This is a genomic window from Streptomyces sp. NPDC026377 (genome assembly GCF_055567715.1).
Genome location: NZ_JBVHPV010000006.1, coordinates 47,990 through 67,106, shown reverse-complemented (window position 1 = coordinate 67,106; position 19,117 = coordinate 47,990). Strand labels below are relative to the sequence as shown.

The 19,117-nt window shown below is 73.2% G+C and carries 16 protein-coding genes; 9 read left to right on the top strand and 7 right to left on the bottom strand.

Going from position 1 to position 19,117, the window contains the following annotated elements; genetic code table 11:
- Positions 1 to 62: 62 nt before the first annotated feature.
- The 3 genes from ACZ4MU_RS14850 to ACZ4MU_RS14840 form a co-directional block, all read right to left on the bottom strand.
- A complete protein-coding gene (locus ACZ4MU_RS14850) occupies positions 63 to 1,175 on the bottom strand; it encodes an amidohydrolase family protein (RefSeq protein ID WP_467876349.1) in 1,113 nt (370 codons plus the stop codon).
- 70 nt (positions 1,176 to 1,245) lie between these two features.
- Positions 1,246 to 2,574, bottom strand: coding sequence for a type I glutamate--ammonia ligase (locus tag ACZ4MU_RS14845; protein ID WP_467875673.1), 1,329 nt, complete (start codon positions 2,572 to 2,574; stop codon positions 1,246 to 1,248).
- A gap of 4 nt (positions 2,575 to 2,578) precedes the next feature.
- Complete coding sequence (locus ACZ4MU_RS14840) at positions 2,579 to 4,123, bottom strand: ATP-dependent DNA ligase (RefSeq protein ID WP_467875671.1); 1,545 nt, start codon at positions 4,121 to 4,123, stop codon at positions 2,579 to 2,581.
- Positions 4,124 to 4,181: 58 nt separating this feature from the next.
- On the opposite strand from ACZ4MU_RS14840, the gene ACZ4MU_RS14835 reads away from it, so the two are divergent.
- From ACZ4MU_RS14835 to ACZ4MU_RS14825, 3 genes are all read left to right on the top strand, one after another.
- On the top strand, positions 4,182 to 4,601 hold the full coding sequence (locus ACZ4MU_RS14835) for a guanyl-specific ribonuclease (protein ID WP_467875668.1): 420 nt from the start codon (positions 4,182 to 4,184) through the stop codon (positions 4,599 to 4,601).
- Positions 4,598 to 4,942 (top strand): barstar family protein, encoded by a 345-nt coding sequence (locus ACZ4MU_RS14830; RefSeq protein WP_467875666.1) that lies wholly within the window; start codon positions 4,598 to 4,600, stop codon positions 4,940 to 4,942. Before ACZ4MU_RS14835 ends, ACZ4MU_RS14830 begins: the two co-directional genes overlap by 4 nt.
- 98 nt (positions 4,943 to 5,040) lie before the next feature.
- On the top strand, positions 5,041 to 6,522 hold the full coding sequence (locus ACZ4MU_RS14825; RefSeq protein WP_467875663.1) for a GuaB1 family IMP dehydrogenase-related protein: 1,482 nt from the start codon (positions 5,041 to 5,043) through the stop codon (positions 6,520 to 6,522).
- 109 nt (positions 6,523 to 6,631) lie between these two features.
- Here ACZ4MU_RS14825 and ACZ4MU_RS14820 read toward each other — a convergent pair whose 3' ends face one another.
- A complete protein-coding gene (locus ACZ4MU_RS14820) occupies positions 6,632 to 7,615 on the bottom strand; it encodes a GDSL-type esterase/lipase family protein (protein ID WP_467875661.1) in 984 nt (327 codons plus the stop codon).
- Between the two features lie 359 nt (positions 7,616 to 7,974).
- Between ACZ4MU_RS14820 and ACZ4MU_RS14815 the strand changes: the two genes are divergently transcribed.
- From ACZ4MU_RS14815 to ACZ4MU_RS14800, 4 genes are all read left to right on the top strand, one after another.
- Positions 7,975 to 9,471, top strand: coding sequence for an amino acid permease (locus tag ACZ4MU_RS14815; RefSeq protein WP_467875658.1), 1,497 nt, complete (start codon positions 7,975 to 7,977; stop codon positions 9,469 to 9,471).
- Between the two features lie 10 nt (positions 9,472 to 9,481).
- Positions 9,482 to 9,937: an Lrp/AsnC family transcriptional regulator gene (locus ACZ4MU_RS14810; RefSeq protein ID WP_406554686.1), complete on the top strand. Its 456-nt coding sequence runs from the start codon at positions 9,482 to 9,484 to the stop codon at positions 9,935 to 9,937.
- Positions 9,938 to 10,124: 187 nt separating this feature from the next.
- The gene (locus tag ACZ4MU_RS14805) at positions 10,125 to 10,922 is read left to right on the top strand and encodes a carbon-nitrogen hydrolase family protein (RefSeq protein ID WP_467876346.1); all 798 of its coding nucleotides are present in this window, start codon (positions 10,125 to 10,127) and stop codon (positions 10,920 to 10,922) included.
- 59 nt (positions 10,923 to 10,981) lie between these two features.
- On the top strand, positions 10,982 to 12,691 hold the full coding sequence (locus ACZ4MU_RS14800) for a flavin monoamine oxidase family protein (RefSeq protein ID WP_467875656.1): 1,710 nt from the start codon (positions 10,982 to 10,984) through the stop codon (positions 12,689 to 12,691).
- Between the two features lie 138 nt (positions 12,692 to 12,829).
- On the opposite strand, the gene ACZ4MU_RS14795 is transcribed toward ACZ4MU_RS14800, so the two are convergent.
- The gene (locus ACZ4MU_RS14795; RefSeq protein ID WP_467875654.1) at positions 12,830 to 13,600 is read right to left on the bottom strand and encodes a DUF5995 family protein; all 771 of its coding nucleotides are present in this window, start codon (positions 13,598 to 13,600) and stop codon (positions 12,830 to 12,832) included.
- Positions 13,601 to 13,786: 186 nt separating this feature from the next.
- Here ACZ4MU_RS14795 and ACZ4MU_RS14790 point away from each other — a divergent pair, with 186 nt between their 5' ends.
- Positions 13,787 to 14,890 (top strand): glycoside hydrolase family 6 protein, encoded by a 1,104-nt coding sequence (locus tag ACZ4MU_RS14790; protein ID WP_467876344.1) that lies wholly within the window; start codon positions 13,787 to 13,789, stop codon positions 14,888 to 14,890.
- Here the strand turns inward: ACZ4MU_RS14790 and ACZ4MU_RS14785 are convergent.
- A complete protein-coding gene (locus ACZ4MU_RS14785; RefSeq protein ID WP_467875651.1) occupies positions 14,872 to 16,317 on the bottom strand; it encodes a uracil-xanthine permease family protein in 1,446 nt (481 codons plus the stop codon). The two genes, ACZ4MU_RS14790 and ACZ4MU_RS14785, sit on opposite strands and share 19 nt — an antisense overlap.
- A gap of 222 nt (positions 16,318 to 16,539) precedes the next feature.
- Positions 16,540 to 17,769: an MFS transporter gene (locus tag ACZ4MU_RS14780; RefSeq protein WP_467875649.1), complete on the bottom strand. Its 1,230-nt coding sequence runs from the start codon at positions 17,767 to 17,769 to the stop codon at positions 16,540 to 16,542.
- Between the two features lie 121 nt (positions 17,770 to 17,890).
- On the opposite strand from ACZ4MU_RS14780, the gene ACZ4MU_RS14775 reads away from it, so the two are divergent.
- Positions 17,891 to 19,024, top strand: coding sequence for an ROK family transcriptional regulator (locus tag ACZ4MU_RS14775; protein ID WP_467875646.1), 1,134 nt, complete (start codon positions 17,891 to 17,893; stop codon positions 19,022 to 19,024).
- Positions 19,025 to 19,117 lie beyond the last annotated feature (93 nt).

The window sequence follows — 19,117 nt, the reverse complement described above, 5'->3', positions numbered from 1 at the left end:
ATCCGTAAACCCCCACCCCGTGCCGTCGGCCAGCGGGCCCCGATGGCTCACCTGCCCCCCCGTCAGGCGTCCCGGCGTGCGTAAACGCGTTGCGCGTTCTCGTTTGCCAGGAGGGCGGTTACCCGGTGCGCGTCCGGGGGCGACCATGCGCCCGACCTCGTCCAGGTTTCCAGGAGTTCTTCCAGGCCCTCCCGGAAGAGGCGCGCCCCGACCACGTACAGCTCGGGCAGGCCGTAGGCGTCGGTGGAGAAGAGGAGCTTGCCGAACGGGGTGAGTTCCAGCATCTCGGCCAGGACCGCGCCGGCCCGCGCGCCCGTGTGGCCGAGGGTGAGGCCCATGTCCGCGTACACATGCGGGTACACATGGGCGAGGTAGGCGGCGTTGCGGTGGTAGGGGTAGCCGTGCAGCAGGATCAGCGGGGTGGCGGAGCGGCGCGTGGCCCGGATGAAGTCCGTCAGGAGCAGCGGGTCGCAGCGGTGCAGCCGTAGGTCGGGGTCGCCGAAGCCGGTGTGCAGTTGGAGCGGGAGCCGGGTCGCGACCGCCGACCACAGCAGATGACGCAGCAGCACCGGATTCTTGAGCCGGTCGCCCTTCGGCCGTTTTTTCAGCCAATTCGCCGCCGCGTCCCGTACCTCGTGGAGCGCGGGCGGCTCGGGGGCGAGGTCCAGCCCGTACCGGTAGGCGGCCACCGACTTGAAACCCACGGCCGTGGCCGCCGCCGAGCGGATCCGCGCCGCCAGCTCCGCCAGGAACGCGTCCGCGTCCCCGGTCGTGTCGGCCGCGAGCTCGGCCAGCCGCTCCAGGCGCACGATCTCGTGGACCGGGGCGCCGCTCAGCGCGGCGAGCTCACCGGGGCCGGTGATGTCGCCGGGGAGGCCGGTGTCCATGACGTACGCGCCGATGCCGCTGCCGCGCAGGAGAAGCCGGGTCGCCTCACGGGCGCCGAGCTCGCGGCGCCGCGCCAGATAGCGTTCCGGCGCGCAGTGCGGCTCCAGGCCGAGCAGCGGCGGGCACCAGCGGCGCACCGCGAAGCCGAGCTGGGTGTCGAAGAAACTCGTCCCGGGCGCGGCGGGCCCGTCGGCCTCGGTCAGGAACGCCTCGAAGGCTTCCGGGGTGGGGTCGGTGCGCAGCACGCCGTGGCAGTGGTGGTCGAGGAGCGTGCCCGCGGGGACCACGACGGGTGGGCGGCGGGGCCCGTCGGCGGTCGCCCCGCGGGGCGCCGAAGTCCCCTCCTGGCCGCCCATCTCAGTACCGCCCCCGCGTCGCGTCCGCGATCTCCTGGGGGGACTTGCCCTCGAACAGGGCCGACTCCGCCTGGCGGACCGCCGCGAACGCCTCGAAGAGAGGGTCGCCCATCGCCTCCCGCAGGACGTCGGAGGCGGTGAAGTGGCGCAGCGCCTCGGGCAGGGAGGCGGGGAGGCGTGGCGGCCCGCCGACCACCGCGGGATCGCCCGAGACCGGCTCGGGCAGCATCGTCCTGGCGTCGAGGCCCGCCAGGCCCGCCGCGATCACCGCGCCCACCGCCAGATACGGATTGGCGGCCGGGTCGAAGCACTTGACCTCGGCGTTGGCGGCGTCCGGGTCGTCGGGGGCGCCGGTGATGAAGCGGAGGGCGGCCTCCCGGTTCTCGTGCCCCCAGCACTGGAACGCGCCGGCCCAGCGGGAGGGTTCCAGGCGGAGGTAGCTGGCGGGGGAGGGGGCACCGACGGCCACGAGGGCGGGAAGCGCCGCCAGGACGCCCGCGAGGAACGCCTCGCCGTCGGTGGTCATGGCGAAACGGCCGTCGCCGCCGCCGCACAGGTTCCGGCCGTCCCGCCAGAGGCTGAGGTGGAGGTGGGCGCCGTTGGCGACGCCGCCCGGGGTGACCACGGGTCCGAAGAGGGCGGTCAGCCCGTGCCGTACCGAGACCGCGCGGATCGTCTCGCGCACCAGCACCGCCAGATCCGCGGCCCCCACCGGATCGGTGGGGGCCACCGACACCTCGAACTGGCCCTCCGTGTACTCGGGGTGGATCTGTAGCACATCCACCCCCTGGTCCAGCAGTGCGCCGAGCACATCACCGAGATACGCGGACCGCTCCACGACCCGCGCCATCCCGTACGCCGGGCCTTCCAGCGCGGGCGAGACCGTCCACTCCGTCTCGAAGCCCATCCGCAGGGAGAGGCCCCGCTCGGCGGCCCGGCGCGTCATCCGCCGGGCGAACAGCCGCTGGCAGCCCGGGTGTTCACCGCCCCGCTGGTCGTAGCGGTCGACCGGGGCCCAGGCCCAGCCCGGCTGCCCGGCGAGCACGGTCAGCCGGTCCAGGTCGGGGAAGAGCCGGAGATCGCCGTCCGGGCCGCCGCTGAAGCGGCTGGAGGTGGCCGAGTCGTCCACCAGGAAGGCGTCGAAGCAGGGCGACATCCCGACCCCGCGCTCCACGACCGAGGGAAGCCGGGCCGCGGGCACCGCCTTCACGCGCGCGATGCCCGCGTTGTCCACCGAGGTCAGCGCCACCGCGCGGACCCCCTCGGAGGCGAGCCGTGCCGCCTCCTGCCGTGCCCGCCGTACCCGTTCGCGCACCTGCTCCGACCCCACTGCCTCAGTCCCTCCCGCCGCCCAGTTGCTTCACCGTGGCGACCGTGTCCGCCTCCGAGGCGCTCTTGTCCTCGCGGTAGCGCACTACCCGTGCGAACCTCAGTGTCACCCCCTCCGGGTAGCGCGACGATCTCTGCACCCCGTCGAAGGCGATCTCTACGACGAGTTCCGGCCGCACGCGCACCCCCCACGGCTCCTCGGCCACCGCCAGCTCCCGCAGCCGCTCGGTCTGCCAGGCGAGCAGGACGTCGGTGAGGCCCTTGAACGTCTTGCCCAGCATGGCGAACGAGCCGTCCGGGCGGCGGGCGCCCAGGTGCAGATTGGAGAGCCTGCCGGTGCGCCGCCCGTGGCCCCACTCCGCCCCCAGCACCACCAGGTCCAGGGTGTGCACCGGCTTGACCTTCAGCCAGGAGGCGCCCCTGCGGCCCGCGCTGTACGCCGAGTCCAGCGCCTTCACCACCACCCCCTCATGACCGCGCTCCAGCGTCAGGGCGGCGAACTCGCCTGCCGCCGCCCGCTGTTCGGGGTCGGCCGGGTCCTCCACCACCACCCGCCGCACGCGGCGCGGCTCCGGCGCCAGCCGGACCAGCTCGGCGCAGCGCTCCCGTACCGGCAGATCGAGGAGGTCGCGGCCGTCCACCGAGAGCAGATCGAAAAAGACCGGAAACAGTGGCAGCCGGTCCTGGGCGCCGGCCACATCCAGCCGTGAGCCGACCCGCCCCGCGATGTCCTGGAACTGCCGGGGCCGCCCCTCCTGGTCGAGGGCGATCACCTCGCCGTCGAGGATCGCCCGTTCGGCGCCCAACTCGCGCGCGGCGGCCACCACTTCGGGCAGCCGGGCGGTGATCTCGTCGAGCGTACGGGTGAAGACGCGCACCTCGTCGCCGTCGCGGTGGACCTGCACCCGGATGCCGTCGAGCTTCTCCTCCACCGCGCACGGGCCCAGCCGGTCCAGCGCCTCGTCCACGTCCTTGGCGGTGTGCGCCAGCATCGGCAGCACCGGCCGGCCCACGTCCATCCGGAAGGCCGCCAGCGCGTCGCCGCCACCGCCGAGCAGTGCCTGGGCCACCGCCCCCAGTGAGCCGCCGAGCATCACCGCGCGCCGTACGTCCGCCGCCGGGGCGCCGGTCGCCTCGGCCAGGCCCTCCACGGCCGCGGCGTCGAGCGCGCCCTGGCGGACCTCGCCGGTGATCAGACCGATGAGGAAGCGCTGCTCCTCCTCGGTGGCGGCGGCCATCAGCTCGCGGGCCAGCCGCACGCGCTCGCCCTGGGCGCCCTTGCCCGACAGCGCGCCGATCCGGTCGAGCGCCGCGTCGACCTCCTGGACGGTGAGGGCGGGGCTCCGCGCGGGCGGCGGACGGTCCTTCAGGGTGCTCCAGCCCAGGCCCGTACGGCGCTGCGGCAGCCGGCCCGCCAGATAGGTGACCACCAGCGGGGCCTCGGCGGGGGCGGTCTCGCGGAACAGCGCGGCGAGCAGGGCGGCCTTCTTCGTACGGGAGGAGGTCGCCGCGATCTCCCGGGAGGTCGTGGCCACATCGGCGAGAAGCATGTCCCCATCCTCACCCGGCCCGTTCGCGCCCGCAGGTCCGAGATGGCAGCATCGGCGCATGCCCACCCGGTCCGCCCGAACGATCGCCGCCGCCCTGCTGGCCTGCCTGGCGCTCCTGCTCACCGGGTGCGGGGGCACGGCGGAGAAGGACGCCGGGCCGTCCCGCGCCACCGCCGCCGCGACGCCCGGCTGGGCCCGGGGCATGGCCACCGTCCGGCCGGGCGCTCTGCCCGCGGAGGCCCGGCGGACCCTGGAGCTCATCGACCGGGGCGGCCCCTTCCCGTACCGCAAGGACGGCACGGTCTTCGCCGACTTCGAGAAGGCCCTGCCGCGGCACCCGCGCGGCTACTACCACGAGTACACGGTGCCCACCCCGAAGTCGCGCGACCGCGGAGCCCGGCGGCTGGTCACCGGCCAGGGCGGCGAGATCTACTACACCGGCGACCACTACAAGACGTATCAGGCGGTGCTGCGATGACGGCCGACCCGTTCGACGCCGTACGGTCCGCGGGCTGGCAGGTCGACGTGCTCGACCTCACCGGGGTCACCGACAAGGCCGGCTTCATGGACCGCTGCGCCCGCGCGCTGCGCCTGCCGGAGTGGTTCGGCCGCAACTGGGACGCCCTCGCCGACTGCCTGGGCGACCCGGACCGGGGCCCGGCCGACCCCGGCCGGCTGCTGGTGGTGCGGGGCTGGCAGGGGTACGCGGCGGCGCGCCCGCAGGAGTGGGAGAGCGCCCGGGACGTGCTGGACGGGGCGGTGGTCACCGGCGACGGCGGCACCCTGGCGGTGGTGCTCGCCCTCGGCGCGTTCGTCTGATCGCACCAGGGCCTTCCCCGACCCCTGGAGGATCGGCCCGGGCGGCGCAATCACCCGAACATGGGACAATGAAGTACGTGCGTTTAGCCCCGGCTGAAATGCCTGGGGTCACTCCGATCGACTGGGATGTTCTGCACGTGCGTTTCCTCAATGACATCAAGCCGCCGTACGACCTGACGTACGACGATGTGTTCATGGTCCCCAGCCGCTCCGCGGTGGGCTCCCGCCAGGGCGTCGACCTGGCCTCGCCCGACGGCTCGGGCACCACGATCCCGCTCGTCGTCGCCAACATGACGGCCATCGCGGGACGGCGGATGGCCGAGACCGTGGCGCGCCGCGGCGGCATCGTCGTCATCCCGCAGGACATCCCGATCGAGGTCGTCACCGACGTCATCACCTGGGTCAAGACGCGTCACCACGTGCTCGACACCCCGATCGTCCTCGCCCCGACCCAGACCGTCGCGGACGCGCTGGCGCTGCTGCCCAAGCGCGCCCACAACGCCGGTGTCGTCGTCGACTCCGAGCAGCGCCCCGTCGGCGTCGTCACCGACGCCGACCTGACCGGCGTCGACCGCTTCACGCAGCTCTCCGAGGTCATGTCCAAGGACCTGCTGCTGCTCGACGCGGACATCGACCCGCGCGAGGCGTTCAACAAGCTCGACCACGCCAACCGCCGCTACGCCCCGGCCGTGGACAAGGAAGGCCGCCTCGCCGGCATCCTCACCCGCAAGGGCGCCCTGCGCGCGACCCTGTACACCCCGGCCACCGACGCCGCCGGGAGGCTGCGCATCGCCGCCGCCGTCGGCATCAACGGCGACGTGGCGGGCAAGGCCAAGCAGCTCCTGGACGCCGGCGCCGACACGATCGTCGTCGACACCGCGCACGGCCACCAGGAGTCCATGATCGCCGCGATCAGGGCCGTCCGCGCCCTGGACCCGCAGGTCCCGATCGTCGCGGGCAACATCGTCGCCGCCGAGGGCGTGCGCGACCTCATCGACGCGGGCGCCGACATCATCAAGGTCGGTGTGGGCCCCGGTGCCATGTGCACCACCCGGATGATGACCGGCGTGGGCCGCCCGCAGTTCTCCGCCGTCCTGGAGTGCGCCGCCGAGGCGAAGAAGTACGGCAAGCACGTGTGGGCCGACGGCGGTGTCCGCCACCCGCGCGACGTCGCCATGGCGCTCGCGGCCGGTGCCTCCAACGTCATGATCGGTTCCTGGTTCGCCGGTACGTACGAGTCCCCGGGCGACCTCCAGCAGAGCGCCGACGGGCGGCTGTACAAGGAGTCCTTCGGCATGGCCTCGGCCCGTGCCGTGCGCAACCGCACGAGCGAGGAGTCCGCGTACGACCGGGCCCGCAAGGCGCTCTTCGAGGAGGGCATCTCCACCTCGCGGATGTTCCTGGACCCGACCCGGCCGGGCGTCGAGGACCTGATCGACTCGATCATCGCGGGCGTCCGCTCCTCCTGCACCTACGCGGGCGCGAGCTCGCTGGCGGAGTTCGAGGAGAAGGCGGTCGTCGGCATCCAGTCCGCCGCCGGTTACGCGGAGGGCAAGCCGCTCCACGCCAGCTGGAGCTAGACGCTGCGCGGGGGCCCGGTCCTTCCTCCGCGGGTTCGCCGCGGCCGATCGAGCGGTTCCCCGCGCCCCTGAAGAAACGGTCCCCCGCGCTGTGCGCGGGGGACGGTCTCTATATGTGGGGTCCCAGCGCCTCCACCACCGCCGCCGCGACCTTCGCGTGGCCGCCGTCGTCCGGGTGCAGACCGTCCGCCAGATCCTCGGGCGTCAGCAGATCACGGCCAGGAAGCACGTGGAGGTGGCTGTCGCCGTCCTTGACGCGGTTCTCGGCCGCCGCCTCCATCGCGGTGCGCAGGTCGCCCAGCGTGGCGCCCAGGGCGTTCGGAGTGTGTTCGGCGTCGGGGCGCGTCAGCGGGGAGAGCAGCAGCAGCGGGGTGTGCGGGTGGCCCGCGCGCACCAGCGTCAGGAACGCGCGCGTCGTCTCGTACATCAGCTCGGCCGAACTCGGCACGCCCGACCAGCAGTTGGTGCCGAAGGCGAGGGTCAGCGCGTCGGCGGGCAGGGAGGCGAGCTGCTGCGCGGTGGCGAGTTCGCCGCGCGCCGACCCCGCGTAACCGAGGTTGACGGTGTCCAGGCCGAGCGCCCGCCCGGCCACCGCCGGCCAGGCGTGGGCGGGGCGGGTCGACCACCAGCCCTCGGTGATCGAGTCGCCGTGGACCAGCCAGCGCGGCCCGCGCGGCGCGGGCGCGAGCCTGCCGCCCACCCCGCGCAGGGCGAGGATGCGCGGCGCCCGGTCCTGCGGCGGATACAGGGTGAACGGGCCGCCGCCGGGCGGGAGTTGGAGGACCGCGACCGCCTCCTCGGCCGGGGTCACGGCCGTCTCGTGGACGAGGTGGCCGTCCGCCCAGAGGGCGAAGGTGTGGGCGAGGGAGCGCATCGCCTCGCCCGGTGCGGGCACCCGCGCCCGGTAGTGGATCTCCACCGCGGACGCTCCGTCCGCGACGAACTCCAGCCGCACCCCTATCGGCAGTCCGGCCCGCTCCGCGGTGTCCCAGGGCAGCCGTGCCAGATCGTCGGGGTCCGCCCGCACCGGCAGGCCCCTCGCGTCCCGCCACGCCACTCCGCGCTGGAACGGCTCCGGGTCCAGCCAGGTCATCCACGCCTCCGATCGGGGTACCCGCACACCACGTCGGCAGGGTGTCGGGGACCTCACTCCTACCCCGCCGGGCGTGGCCTGATCACACCGTTGACGCACGGATCGAACGCTGATGCGCAACAAACACCCATCCGTCGCGCTTGTGCGCAATGATCAGTCACCGATGCGCAAGGTTGCTGCATTACGAGCGGGAAGCGGAACCCTTTACTCTTCTCGCGATACGTGGAGTGGCGGCGACCGCCTGCTCGGCGGTACCGACCACGGTGTGCTCAGTCATGCCCGGATTGCCCCTTCGCATCCGAAGGGCCGGACCGTCGTGGTCGCCGACGTCCGAAGGCAGCGACAAGGAGCCCACTGAAGTGTTGGACCACGGCACAGCGCCCCCCACCGCAGCAGCACCGGCCACCGGGGCAGCGCGCCCCGGCAACCCGCTGCTGCGACGCAAGCCGGTAGAACTGCTGGTCGCCGAGGGTGGCAAGGGCGAGGGCGGCACTCTGCGCCGCACCCTCGGCATGTGGCAGCTCACCATGATCAGCATTGGCGCCACGCTCGGCACCGGCATCTTCGTCGTCCTGGGCGAAGCCGTCCCCGAGGCCGGACCGGCGGTCACCCTGTCGTTCGTCCTGGCCGGACTCACCGCGCTGTTCTCCGCGCTCTCCTACGCCGAGCTGGCGGGCTCCATCCCGGTCGCGGGCTCCTCGTACTCGTACGCGTACGCAACGCTGGGCGAACTCGTCGCCTGGGTCTGCGGCTGGTGCCTGATCCTGGAGTACGGCGTCTCGGTCGCGGCCGTGGCCGTGGGCTGGGGCCAGTACCTCAACGAGCTGCTCGACGGGACCATCGGTGTCACCATCCCGGACGCGCTCTCCGCGCCGCCCGGCGACGGCGGGATATTCAACCTGCCCGCGCTCATCGTCGTGCTGCTCGCGATGGTGTTCCTGCTCGGCGGCGCCCGTGAGTCGGCGCGCGCCAACACCATCATGGTGGCGGTGAAGATCGTCACCCTGGTGCTCTTCTGCTCCATCGGCATCATGGGCTTCAAGTCCGGCAACTACTCCGACTTCATGCCGCTCGGCATGGCCGGTGTCAGCGCCGCGGGCTCCTCGCTCTTCTTCTCCTACATCGGCTTCGACGCCGCCTCCACCGCCGGTGAGGAGGCCAAGAACCCCCAGCGCGACCTGCCGCGCGCGATCATGCTCTCGCTGATCATCGTCACCGCGCTGTACGTCCTGGTCGCCGCGGTCGCCGTGGGCGCCCGCCAGTGGAAGACCTTCGAGGGCAGCGAGGCGACCCTCGCCGCGATCATGAACGACGTCAGCGGCCAGACCTTCTGGGGCACGCTGCTCGCGGCCGGCGCCGTCATCTCCATCGCCAGCGTGGTGCTGACCGTGCTCTACGGCCAGACCCGCATCCTGTTCTCGATGTCCCGCGACGGCCTGGTCCCCAAGGTCTTCGGCAAGGTCAACCCCAAGACCGGCACCCCCCGCGCCAACACGGTCATCGTGTCGCTCTTCTGCGGTGTCCTCGCCGCCGCCGTCCCGCTCGGCGACCTCGTCGACGCCACCAGCATCGGCACGCTCTTCGCCTTCGCGCTGGTCAACGTCGCGGTCATCGTGCTGCGCCGGACCCGCCCGGACATGCCGCGCACCTTCCGCGCCCCGCTCGGCTGGGTCTGCCCGATCCTCGGCTTCTTCTTCTGCATCTACATGATGAAGGGCCTCGGCATGTCCACCTGGACCGTGTTCGGAGTCTGGATGGCCGTCGGTCTCGTGATCTACTTCGGATACGGCATCCGCCGCTCCCGACTGGCCACGGCCTCGGCCCCGGCCACGGAGACCGCATCCGCAGAGAAGTGATCCACCCGCAGTGCGACTCAATGACCTCGACGAGCGCATCGTCCACGCCCTCGCCGAAGACGCCCGCCGCTCCTACGCCGACATCGGCTCGCTGATCGGCCTCTCCGCGCCCGCCGTGAAGCGGCGCGTGGACCGGCTGCGCGCCGAGGGGGCCATCACCGGCTTCACCGTCCGGGTGGACCCCGCGGCGCTCGGCTGGGAGACCGAGGGCTTCATTGAGCTCTACTGCCGCCGCAACACCTCGCCCGAGGCCATCAAGCGCGGCCTGGAGCGGTACCCCGAGGTCGCGTCCGCCTCCACCGTCACCGGTGAGGCGGACGCGATCGTCCAGGTCTTCGCCTCCGACATGCGCCACTTCGAGCGGGTCCTGGAACGGATCGCCGGGGAACCGTACGTGGAGCGCACCAAGTCGGTCCTGGTGCTCTCGCCCCTGCTCAGGCGCTTCTCCTCGGGCTCACCCGCCTGACTCCCGACGGTCCCGGGGATCGGGGGGCGTACCGGCCGCAGGGCAGGCGCGCAACGAATCGCCGCCGAGGGCCCCTGACGCGCAACGAATCCTCCTCCGGCGTGCAACAGTCGCGCCTTGTCGGGGTCGAGCGGCGGAACGTACCGTCTAGGTGACCCCTTCAACCACTTTCGCCCCGAGGACCGCCATGCCCCCGCTGCGCACCGCCCTGCTCCAGAGCTCCGGCCGTCCGGGTGACGTCGCCGCGAACCTGAAGGTGCTGGACGAGGCGGCCGGGCGGGCCGCCGCGACCGGGGCGGGCCTGCTGGTCACCGCGGAGATGTTCCTCACCGGCTACGCCATCGGGGACGACGTGCCCAGGCTCGCCGAGGCCGCCGACGGCCCCGGGGCGCACGCCATCGCCGAGATCGCCCGCCGCCACGGCCTCGCGGTCCTCTACGGCTACCCCGAGCGGGACGGCGAGAGCGTCTACAACTCGGCGCAGCTCATCGACGCCGACGGCCGGAGCCTGGCGAACTACCGCAAGACCCACCTCTTCGGCTGCTTCGAGCAGAAGTGGTTCACCCCCGGCGACCAGCAGGTCGTCCAGGCCGAGCTGAACGGCCTGCGGCTGGGGATGATGATCTGCTACGACGTGGAGTTCCCCGAGAACGTCCGGGCGCACGCGCTGGCCGGCACCGACCTCCTCCTGGTGCCCACCGCGCAGATGCACCCCTTCCAGTTCGTCGCCGAGTCCGTGGTGCCGGTGCGCGCCTTCGAGAACCAGATGTACATCGCGTACGTCAACCGGACCGGCCCCGAGGGCGAGTTCGAGTTCGTCGGGCTGAGCTGCCTGGCCGGTCCCGACGGCACCGCCCGGGCCCGCGCGGGCCGCGAGGCCGAGCTGGTCGTCGGCGACGCCGACCCCGAGTTCCTGGCCGCCTCGCGCGCGAACAACCCGTATCTGCGCGACCGCCGCCCCGGCCTCTACACCTCCCTCGTCTGACCCGGACCCCTTCCGGCCGTCCCCCACCCCCCTCGTACTGTGCAAGGAGTCCGTACCTCATGACGTCCACGGTGCCCACCGCCGTCCCGCAGCCCGAGGGCCAGCCGCCGATCACCATGTTCGGTCCGGACTTCCCCTACGCGTACGACGACTTCCTGGCCCACCCGGCCGGGCTCGGCCAGATACCCGCGACCGAGCACGGCACCGAGGTCGCCGTCATCGGCGGCGGTCTGTCCGGCATCATCTCGGCGTACGAGCTGATGAAGATGGGCCTCAAGCCCGTCGTCTACGAGGCCGACCAGATCGGCGGGCGGCTGCGCACCGTCACCTTCGACGGACCCGGCACGGACGGGCTGACCGCCGAGATGGGCGCGATGCGCTTCCCGCCCTCCTCGACGGCGCTCCAGCACTACATCGACCTGGTCGGCCTGGTCACCGAGCCGTTCCCGAACCCGCTCGCCGAGGCCACCCCCTCGACCGTCGTCGACCTCAAGGGCGAGTCGCACTACGCCGAGACCATCGCCGACCTGCCGCAGGTCTACCGCGACGTGGCCGCCGCCTGGAACGCCTGTCTGGAGGAGGGCGCCGACTTCTCGGACATGAACACCGCGATGCGCGAGCGCGACGTCCCGCGCATCCGGGAGATCTGGGCCAAGCTCGTCGAGAAGCTCGACAACCAGACCTTCTACGGCTTCCTCTGCGACTCGCAGGCGTTCAAGTCCTTCCGCCACCGCGAGATCTTCGGCCAGGTCGGCTTCGGCACCGGCGGCTGGGACACCGACTTCCCCAACTCCATCCTGGAGATCCTGCGCGTCGTCTACACCGAGGCGGACGACCACCACCGCGGCATCGTCGGCGGCTCCCAGCAGCTGCCGCTGCGGCTGTGGGAGCGCGAGCCGGAGAAGATCGTGCACTGGGCGCAGGGCACCTCGCTCTCCTCGCTGCACGAGGGCGCGCCGCGCCCGGCGGTCACCCGGCTGACCCGCACCTCCGGCAACCGGATCACCGTCACCGACGCGTCGGGCGACATCCGCACCTACCGTGCGGCGATCTTCACGGCGCAGTCCTGGATGCTGCTCTCCAAGATCGAGTGCGATGACTCGCTCTTCCCGATCGACCACTGGACGGCGATCGAGCGCACCCACTACATGGAGTCGAGCAAGCTCTTCGTGCCGGTTGACCGGCCCTTCTGGCTGGACAAGGCCGTCGACGACAAGGGGAATCCGACGGGCCGGGACGTCATGTCGATGACGCTCACCGACCGGATGACCCGCGGCACCTACCTGCTGGACGACGGCCCGGACAAGCCCGCCGTCATCTGCCTCTCCTACACCTGGTGCGACGACAGCCTGAAGTGGCTGCCGCTGTCGGCGAACGAGCGCATGGAGGTCATGCTCAAGTCGCTCGGCGAGATCTACCCGAAGGTCGACATCCGCAAGCACATCATCGGCAACCCGGTGACCGTGTCGTGGGAGAACGAGCCCTACTTCATGGGTGCGTTCAAGGCGAACCTGCCGGGCCACTACCGCTACCAGCGCCGTCTGTTCACGCACTTCATGCAGGACTCACTGCCCGAGGACAAGCGGGGCATCTTTCTCGCGGGCGACGACATCTCCTGGACGGCCGGCTGGGCCGAAGGCGCGGTGCAGACCGCCCTGAACGCGGTGTGGGGCGTCATGCACCACCTCGGCGGCTCTACGGACGGCACCAACCCCGGCCCCGGCGACCTGTACGACGAGATCGCGCCGGTCGAGCTGCCGGAGGACTGACGGCGGACCGACGAGGGCGGGGACCGGGCACGAGGGGCCCGGGGGCTGCGGCTCCCGGGCCCCTCTTCCGTTCCGCCGCCCGCTCACGGCCCGGCCGCGCGCGGGTCCGTACGCCTGTGCCGCCGGTGTCGTCCTGCCTCAGCCAAGGAGGACCGGGTCCGCGCCGGAGCGCCAGGAGGGGACTTCCCGTACGGGAGAGGGGCCCGCGTACGGCGTCAGCAGGCACCGCCCCACCAGGCCGACCCCCGCGTCCATCCGCTCTCTGAACTCGCCCGAGAGCTCGGGAAGTTCCCGCAGTCTCCACAGCAGCCGCGCCGACGACCAGGCCGCGTCGCGCGCCCGCTCCAGGCTCCACGACGCCAGCAGGTGCGTGAGCGGGTCGGCGACCTCCAGCAGGTCGGGGCCGGGCATCAGCTCCTCGCGCACCCGCTCCTCCAGCGCCACCAGCATGTCGCCGACCCGTTCGAAGTCCCGCTCCAGCCCCTCCGGCCCGCAATCCAGGGCACGGCAACTGTCGACGACGGCGAGGGCCAGGTCGTGCCCGATGTGGGCGTTGATGCCGCAGAGCGCGAACTGCAGGGGGCGCACGCCCGGGTGGCGCCGGTACTGGAACAGCGGTCGCCAGCAGGCGGGCGGGCGCCGCCCCGCCGCCACCGCGTCGACCGCCCGCAGATAGCGCCGGGCGAACAGCACGTCCAGCGTCGCCGCGGCCCCCGGATCCTCGAACGCGCCCCGGTTCAGGGAGCGGCCGACCTCCTCGGTGACCGCCAGATAGACCCGGTTGAAGACGGCCAGACCGTCCCTGGGCGGCAGGCTCGCGCGCAGCGCCCGCATCCGTCCCGCTACGGTGTCCACCGACGCCCCGGCGAGGCCCGTGGCACCTGCCCGCTGCTCGATCATCCGCACCATGGGGGCAGCGTCCCAGTCCGGCGCCGCCCGGGACGTCGCCGTGCCCGGGGCTTCCCCGGAACGGGTGAACCCGGGCCGTGGGCCCGGAGGAAGAGGAGTCAGCTGTTGTCGGGAACACCGCCGTCGCGCGCGCACCGGCGCGGCGAGGACAGAGCCGCGCGCCGTTCGGCGGCCCGGCGCACCGCCATGGTGGCGCTGGCCTGCGCGGTCGCGGGCGTCGGCGTGGTCTCGGGCGCGGTGGCGGCCCTCGGGGGAGGGGGCGGGGGTGGTGGCACGGCCCGGCCCGCGCCGTCCGCGTCGTCCGCCGTCGCGACCCTGCCCGCCGTGCCCGCCCCCGCGCCCCCGTCGCCCACGCGCGCGAGCCCGCGCGCCGCCCGGCCGTCCACGGCTCCCCGGCCCACGGCCGCCGCCCCGCCCGCGCGGGGCGCGATCTCCGCCGAGCTCTACCGCTCGCCCGGCTCGCAGGTCCTCGACTGGGTCCGGGCACACCCCGACGACCCCCGGCGCCCGCTGATCGAGCGCCGGATCGCGGACCGGCCCACGGCCGTCTGGTTCACCGAGTACGACCCGGGCTCGATCACGCGCGAGGTGCGGGCGGTGACCTCGGCGGCCGCCGCGCAGGGCCGGGTGGCGGTGCTCGTCCCGTACGCGATACCCGGCCGGGACTGCGGTGGCGCCTCGCAGGGCGGTGCGCCGGATCTCGCCGCGTACGACAGGTGGATGGGGAACTTCGCTGCGGGGCTCGGGCGTTCACCGGTCGTCGTGGTCCTGGAGCCGGACGCGATCGCCCAGTCGGACTGCCTCACCGCGGGCGAGCGCACGGCCCGGTTCGCCTCGCTGGCCAGGGCGGGGCGCGCGGTGCACGCGGCCGACGCCCGCGCCAGGGTGTACTTCGACGCGGGCCACTCCGGCTGGCACGGCGCGCGGGAGATGGCGGGGCTGCTGCGCGAGGCGGGCGCGGCCACCAGTGGCGACGGGATCTTCACCAACGTCTCCAACTTCCACGCCACGGCGGAGGAGGTGGCGTATGCCCGCCGGGTGCTCACGGCGCTGGGCGGCCCCGCGCGGCTGGGCGCGGTGATCGACACCAGCCGCAACGGCAGGGGCGCGCCGCCGGACGGGCAGTGGTGCGACCCGGCTGGGCGGAGCCTGGGGCGCGCCCCCACCACGCACACGGGCGAGGCGCGTATCGACGCCTATCTGTGGGTGAAGCTGCCCGGCGAGTCCGACGGCTGCCGGGGCGCGGCGGGCGGCTTCGCACCCGACTACGCCTACGACTTGGCGCGCTGAGACTCCTCGGGCGCCTCCTGCCCGTCGCCGCGCTCGCCGCGTTCACCACGCTCGCCGCCCTCGTCGTAGGACGACGTGCCCTCGTCGAGCAGCGGCTCCTGCTCCTTCAGATGGGCCGGGGCGAGCGCGCGCAGCACGTGATAGCCGGTGATGACCACGAGGGTGCCCAGGGCGATCCCGCCCAGGCGGAAGTCGTCGGTGAACTTCAGGCTGACGCCGCCGATGCCGATGATGATCCCGGCCGCCGCCGGGACCAGGTTCAGCGGATTGCGCAGGTCCACCCCGGCGTTGATCCAGATCTGGGCGCCCAGGAGGCCGATCATGCCGTAGAGGATGACGGTGATGCCGCCGAGGACGCCGCCGGGGATGGCGGCGACGACCGCGCCGAACTTGGGGCAGACACCGAAGAGCAGCGCGAAGCCGGCGGCGGCCCAGTAGGCGGCGGTCGAGTAGACGCGGGTGGCGGCCATGACGCCGATGTTCTCGGAATAGGTGGTGTTGGGCGGGCCGCCGACGGCGGTGGAGAGCACCGAGGCCACGCCGTCGGCCGCGATCGCGGTGCCCAGCTTGTCGTCGAGGTCGTCGCCGGTCATCTCGCCGACGGCCTTGACGTGCCCGGCGTTCTCGGCGATCAGCGCGATCACCACGGGCAGGGCGACCAGGACGGCGGACCACTCGAAGTGCGGGGCGTGGAAGGAGGGCAGGCCGATCCAGTCGGCCCGGCCGACGCCGGAGAGGTCCAGACGCCAGTGGTCGGTGGCCGCCCCCGCGCCCGTAACGGAATGGATCTTGCCGAAGACGCGGTCGAAGAGCCAGGAGACGCCGTAGCCGAAGAGCAGCCCGAGGAAGATGGCGACCCGGGACCAGAACCCGCGCAGACAGACCACGGCGAGCCCGGTGAAGAGCATCACCAGCAGTGCGGTCCACTGGTCCTGCGGCCAGTACGTGGAGGCGGTCACCGGCGCCAGGTTGAAGCCGATCAGCATGACGACCGCGCCGGTCACGATGGGCGGCATCGCGGCGTGGATGACCCGGGCGCCGAACCGCTGCACCGCGAGGCCCGCCGCGAACAGGACGGCGCCGACGACGAGGACCGCGCCGGTGACGGTGGCGCTGGTGCCGCCGGTGGCCCGGATCGTGGCCGCGACGCCGACGAAGGAGAGCGAGCAGCCCAGATAGCTCGGGACCCGGCCCTTGGTGGCGAGCAGGAAGATGACCGTGGCGACGCCGGACATCATGATCGCGAGATTGGGATCCAGGCCCATGAGCACGGGCGCCACGAAGGACGCGCCGAACATGGCCACCACGTGCTGGGCGCCGAGGCCGATCGTCCGGGGCCAGGAGAGCCGCTCGTCCGGACGGACGACGGCGCCGGGGGCGGGGGTCCGCCCGTCACCGTGCAGGGTCCAGCGCACGCCGAGGCCCATGAGTTTGCTCCAGTTCGTTCCGTGCTGAGAAGAATCAGCGCCATGGTAGTGGGGCCCGGGAGATCGGATCCCATCCGTGAATTCCGGGCGAGGCATTGTCACCCGGAACTGCTGGCTCTGCGCTCCAACGGTCTTACTGGTGAACAGCGTTCAGCTATGTGAAGCTTCTGGGTGGGAAGGTGCCTCTACGAGGGGAATATCGGGCATGGCCGCCGGGTGAGCCTAGGGGGCGGTGCCGGTCGACCGCGCCGGTGCCGCCTCCACGGCGGCCCCGCCACCCGCGGCCGGGGCGCGCCCTGACGTACGCAGCACGTTCGCCCCCGCCACCAGCCCCAGCGCCAGCACCGTCACCAGACCGAACGACACCGTCAGGGAGGTGAGATCGGCGATGCCGCCGATCGTCGAGGGGGCCACGAGGCCCGAGGTGTACGTGATGGTGGCGACACCCGCGATGGCCTGACTCGGGTTCGGACCGCTGCGCCCGGCCGCCGCGAACGCCAGCGGCACCACCACCGCGACTCCGAGTCCCACCAGGGCGAACCCGGCCATCGCCACGGCCGGCGAGGGCGCCAGGACCACCGCGAGCCCGCCCGCCGTGGCCAGCACACCGCCGCAGCGGACCGTCCGTACCGCGCCGAACCGGTCCACCACCCGGTCGCCCGCGATCCGCGCCACCGTCATGGTCAGGGTGAACGCGGTGGTCGAGGCGGCGGCGAGCCCCGCCGACGCGTCCAGGGTGTCCCGCAGATAGACCGCCGACCAGTCCAGGCTCGCCCCCTCGGCGAACACCGCGCAGAACGCGACGAGGCCGATCACCACCGCCGCCCTCGGCGGCAGGGTGAAGCGCGGCGGCGCCACCTCGTCGGGCGCGCTGCGCAGATCCAGCACGGCGCCGCAGCAGAGCGCGCCGAGCGCGGTGAGGACGGCCGCCGCCACGAGATGGTGCACGCGCGCGTCGACGCCGAGGTGCGCGGCGAACGTACCGGCGGTCGAGCCGATCAGCGCGCCCGCGCTCCACATCCCGTGCAGCCCCGACATGATGGACCGCCCGAGCCGGTCCTCGGTCTCCACGCCCAGCGCGTTCATGGCGACGTCCGACAGGCCCGCCGTCGCCCCGAACACGAAGAGCGCCGCGCAGAGCGTGTAGAGGTTGGGCGCGAGCGCCGGGAGGGCGAGCGCCAGGGTCCACAGCGCCAGCAGGGCGCGCAGCGCCCGGCGCGCCCCGAAGCGGTGCGTGACCGCGCCCGAGAGCGGCATCAGCAGCGACGAGCCGATGGCAGGGAACGCGAGCGCCAGACCGAGCTGGCCGGTGGAGATCCCGGTGTGCTCCTGGATCCAGGGGACCCGGGTGGCGAAGTTCCCGGTGACCGTGCCATGGACGCAGAACACCGCGGCGATCGCGATCCTGGCCCGCCTCAACTGCCGTGGTGCGGCACCCGCTTCGGTCGTCATCTGGCCGGTCCTCCCCTTTGCGTGGACGGTGCGGTCCGGTGCCCGCGTTAAACTATCAGGAAGCCTGCCTGATAAATACCGTGCCGTCCACCGGCTTTCGGTCGTCTGGAAGGATTCCGGCATGCCCGCATCACCGAGCACCGCCCGGGTCATCAACGACCGCCTCGCCCTGCGTCTGCTCCAGGACGAGGGGCCGCTGACGGCGGGTCAGCTCAAGAAACTCACCGGTCTGTCCCGGCCCACCGTCGCCGACCTGGTCGAGCGGCTCCAGGGCTCGGGGCTGGTCCAGGTCGTGGGGGAGTCCGGCGCCGAGCGGCGCGGACCCAACGCCAGGCTGTACGGGATCGTCGCCGACCGGGCCCACCTCGCCGCCCTCGACGTGCGCACCGACAGCGTCACGGTGGTGGTGGCGGACCTGCTCGGCGCGACCCTCGCCCGGGCCGCCCTGCCGATCGACGCCGAGGCCGGGACGGAGCCGGCCGTGGAGCAGGCGGTGGCGCTCCTGGAGCGCACCGCGAAGGAGGCGGGCGCCGAGCGGCTGCACAGCATCGGGATCGGGGCGCCCGGCCTGATCGACCCGGCGACCGGTGAGCTGCGCGACAGCACGGGGCTGCCCGCCTGGCACCGGGCGCTGGTCCCCGCCCTCCACGGGCGGCTGTCGGCCGCGGTCCTCGTCGAGAACGAGGTGAACCTGGCGGCGATGGCCGAGCACCGCCTCGGTGCCGCGCGCGGCCAGGCCGACTTCGTCCTGTTCTGGCTGGGCCAGGGCGTGGGGGCGGCGGTCTTCCTGGACGGGAAGCTGCGCCGGGGAGCCTCCGGTGGCGCGGGCGAGATCGGCTTCCTGCCCGTCCCCGGAACCGGAGCGCTGCCGTCCGCGACCGGCTGCGACGGCGGGTTCCACGCGCTCGCGGGCGCCGAGGCGGTGGTGCGGCTCGCCGCCGGGCACGGGCTGAGCGGCGGCGCGGAGGCCCTGGTGCGTGAGGCGGACGGCCCGTTCCTGGACGCGCTCGCCGAGCGGATCGCCATCGGCGCGGCGGCCGTGGTCTCCGTACTGGACCCGGGCCTGATCGTTCTGGGCGGCGAACTCGGCCACGCGGGCGGGGCGTCGCTCTCCGCCCGGGTGAGCGCCCGGCTCGCCGCCCTCACCCCGCTCGGCGCGGACGTCAGGACCAGCGAGCTCGGGGACCGCGCGGTGCTGCGCGGGGCCCTGCTCGCCGCCCGGGACGCCGCGCAGGACGCGCTGTTCGGGCCCTGACGCACCGCACCCCGGCCGGTAGGTCCGGCCGGGGTGCGGGCGCTTCGCCGAGGGTGCCCGGCGGGGCGGCAAGGGCCCCGAGGCGCGCCGCCG

Bases quoted from the DNA above. Each gene is read 5' to 3' on its own strand.
- ACZ4MU_RS14775 (WP_467875646.1), top strand. From the start codon at position 17,891: ATGCCCGCATCACCGAGCACCGCCCGGGTCATCAACGACCGCCTCGCC.
- ACZ4MU_RS14795 (WP_467875654.1), bottom strand. From the start codon at position 13,600: ATGGTGCGGATGATCGAGCAGCGGGCAGGTGCCACGGGCCTCGCCGGG.
- ACZ4MU_RS14825 (WP_467875663.1), top strand. From the start codon at position 5,041: ATGCCTGGGGTCACTCCGATCGACTGGGATGTTCTGCACGTGCGTTTC.
- ACZ4MU_RS14805 (WP_467876346.1), top strand. From the start codon at position 10,125: ATGCCCCCGCTGCGCACCGCCCTGCTCCAGAGCTCCGGCCGTCCGGGT.
- ACZ4MU_RS14790 (WP_467876344.1), top strand. From the start codon at position 13,787: ATGGTGGCGCTGGCCTGCGCGGTCGCGGGCGTCGGCGTGGTCTCGGGC.
- ACZ4MU_RS14830 (WP_467875666.1), top strand. From the start codon at position 4,598: ATGACGGCCGACCCGTTCGACGCCGTACGGTCCGCGGGCTGGCAGGTC.
- ACZ4MU_RS14835 (WP_467875668.1), top strand. From the start codon at position 4,182: ATGCCCACCCGGTCCGCCCGAACGATCGCCGCCGCCCTGCTGGCCTGC.
- ACZ4MU_RS14840 (WP_467875671.1), bottom strand. From the start codon at position 4,123: ATGCTTCTCGCCGATGTGGCCACGACCTCCCGGGAGATCGCGGCGACC.
- ACZ4MU_RS14785 (WP_467875651.1), bottom strand. From the start codon at position 16,317: ATGGGCCTCGGCGTGCGCTGGACCCTGCACGGTGACGGGCGGACCCCC.
- ACZ4MU_RS14780 (WP_467875649.1), bottom strand. From the start codon at position 17,769: ATGACGACCGAAGCGGGTGCCGCACCACGGCAGTTGAGGCGGGCCAGG.
- ACZ4MU_RS14820 (WP_467875661.1), bottom strand. From the start codon at position 7,615: ATGACCTGGCTGGACCCGGAGCCGTTCCAGCGCGGAGTGGCGTGGCGG.
- ACZ4MU_RS14800 (WP_467875656.1), top strand. From the start codon at position 10,982: ATGACGTCCACGGTGCCCACCGCCGTCCCGCAGCCCGAGGGCCAGCCG.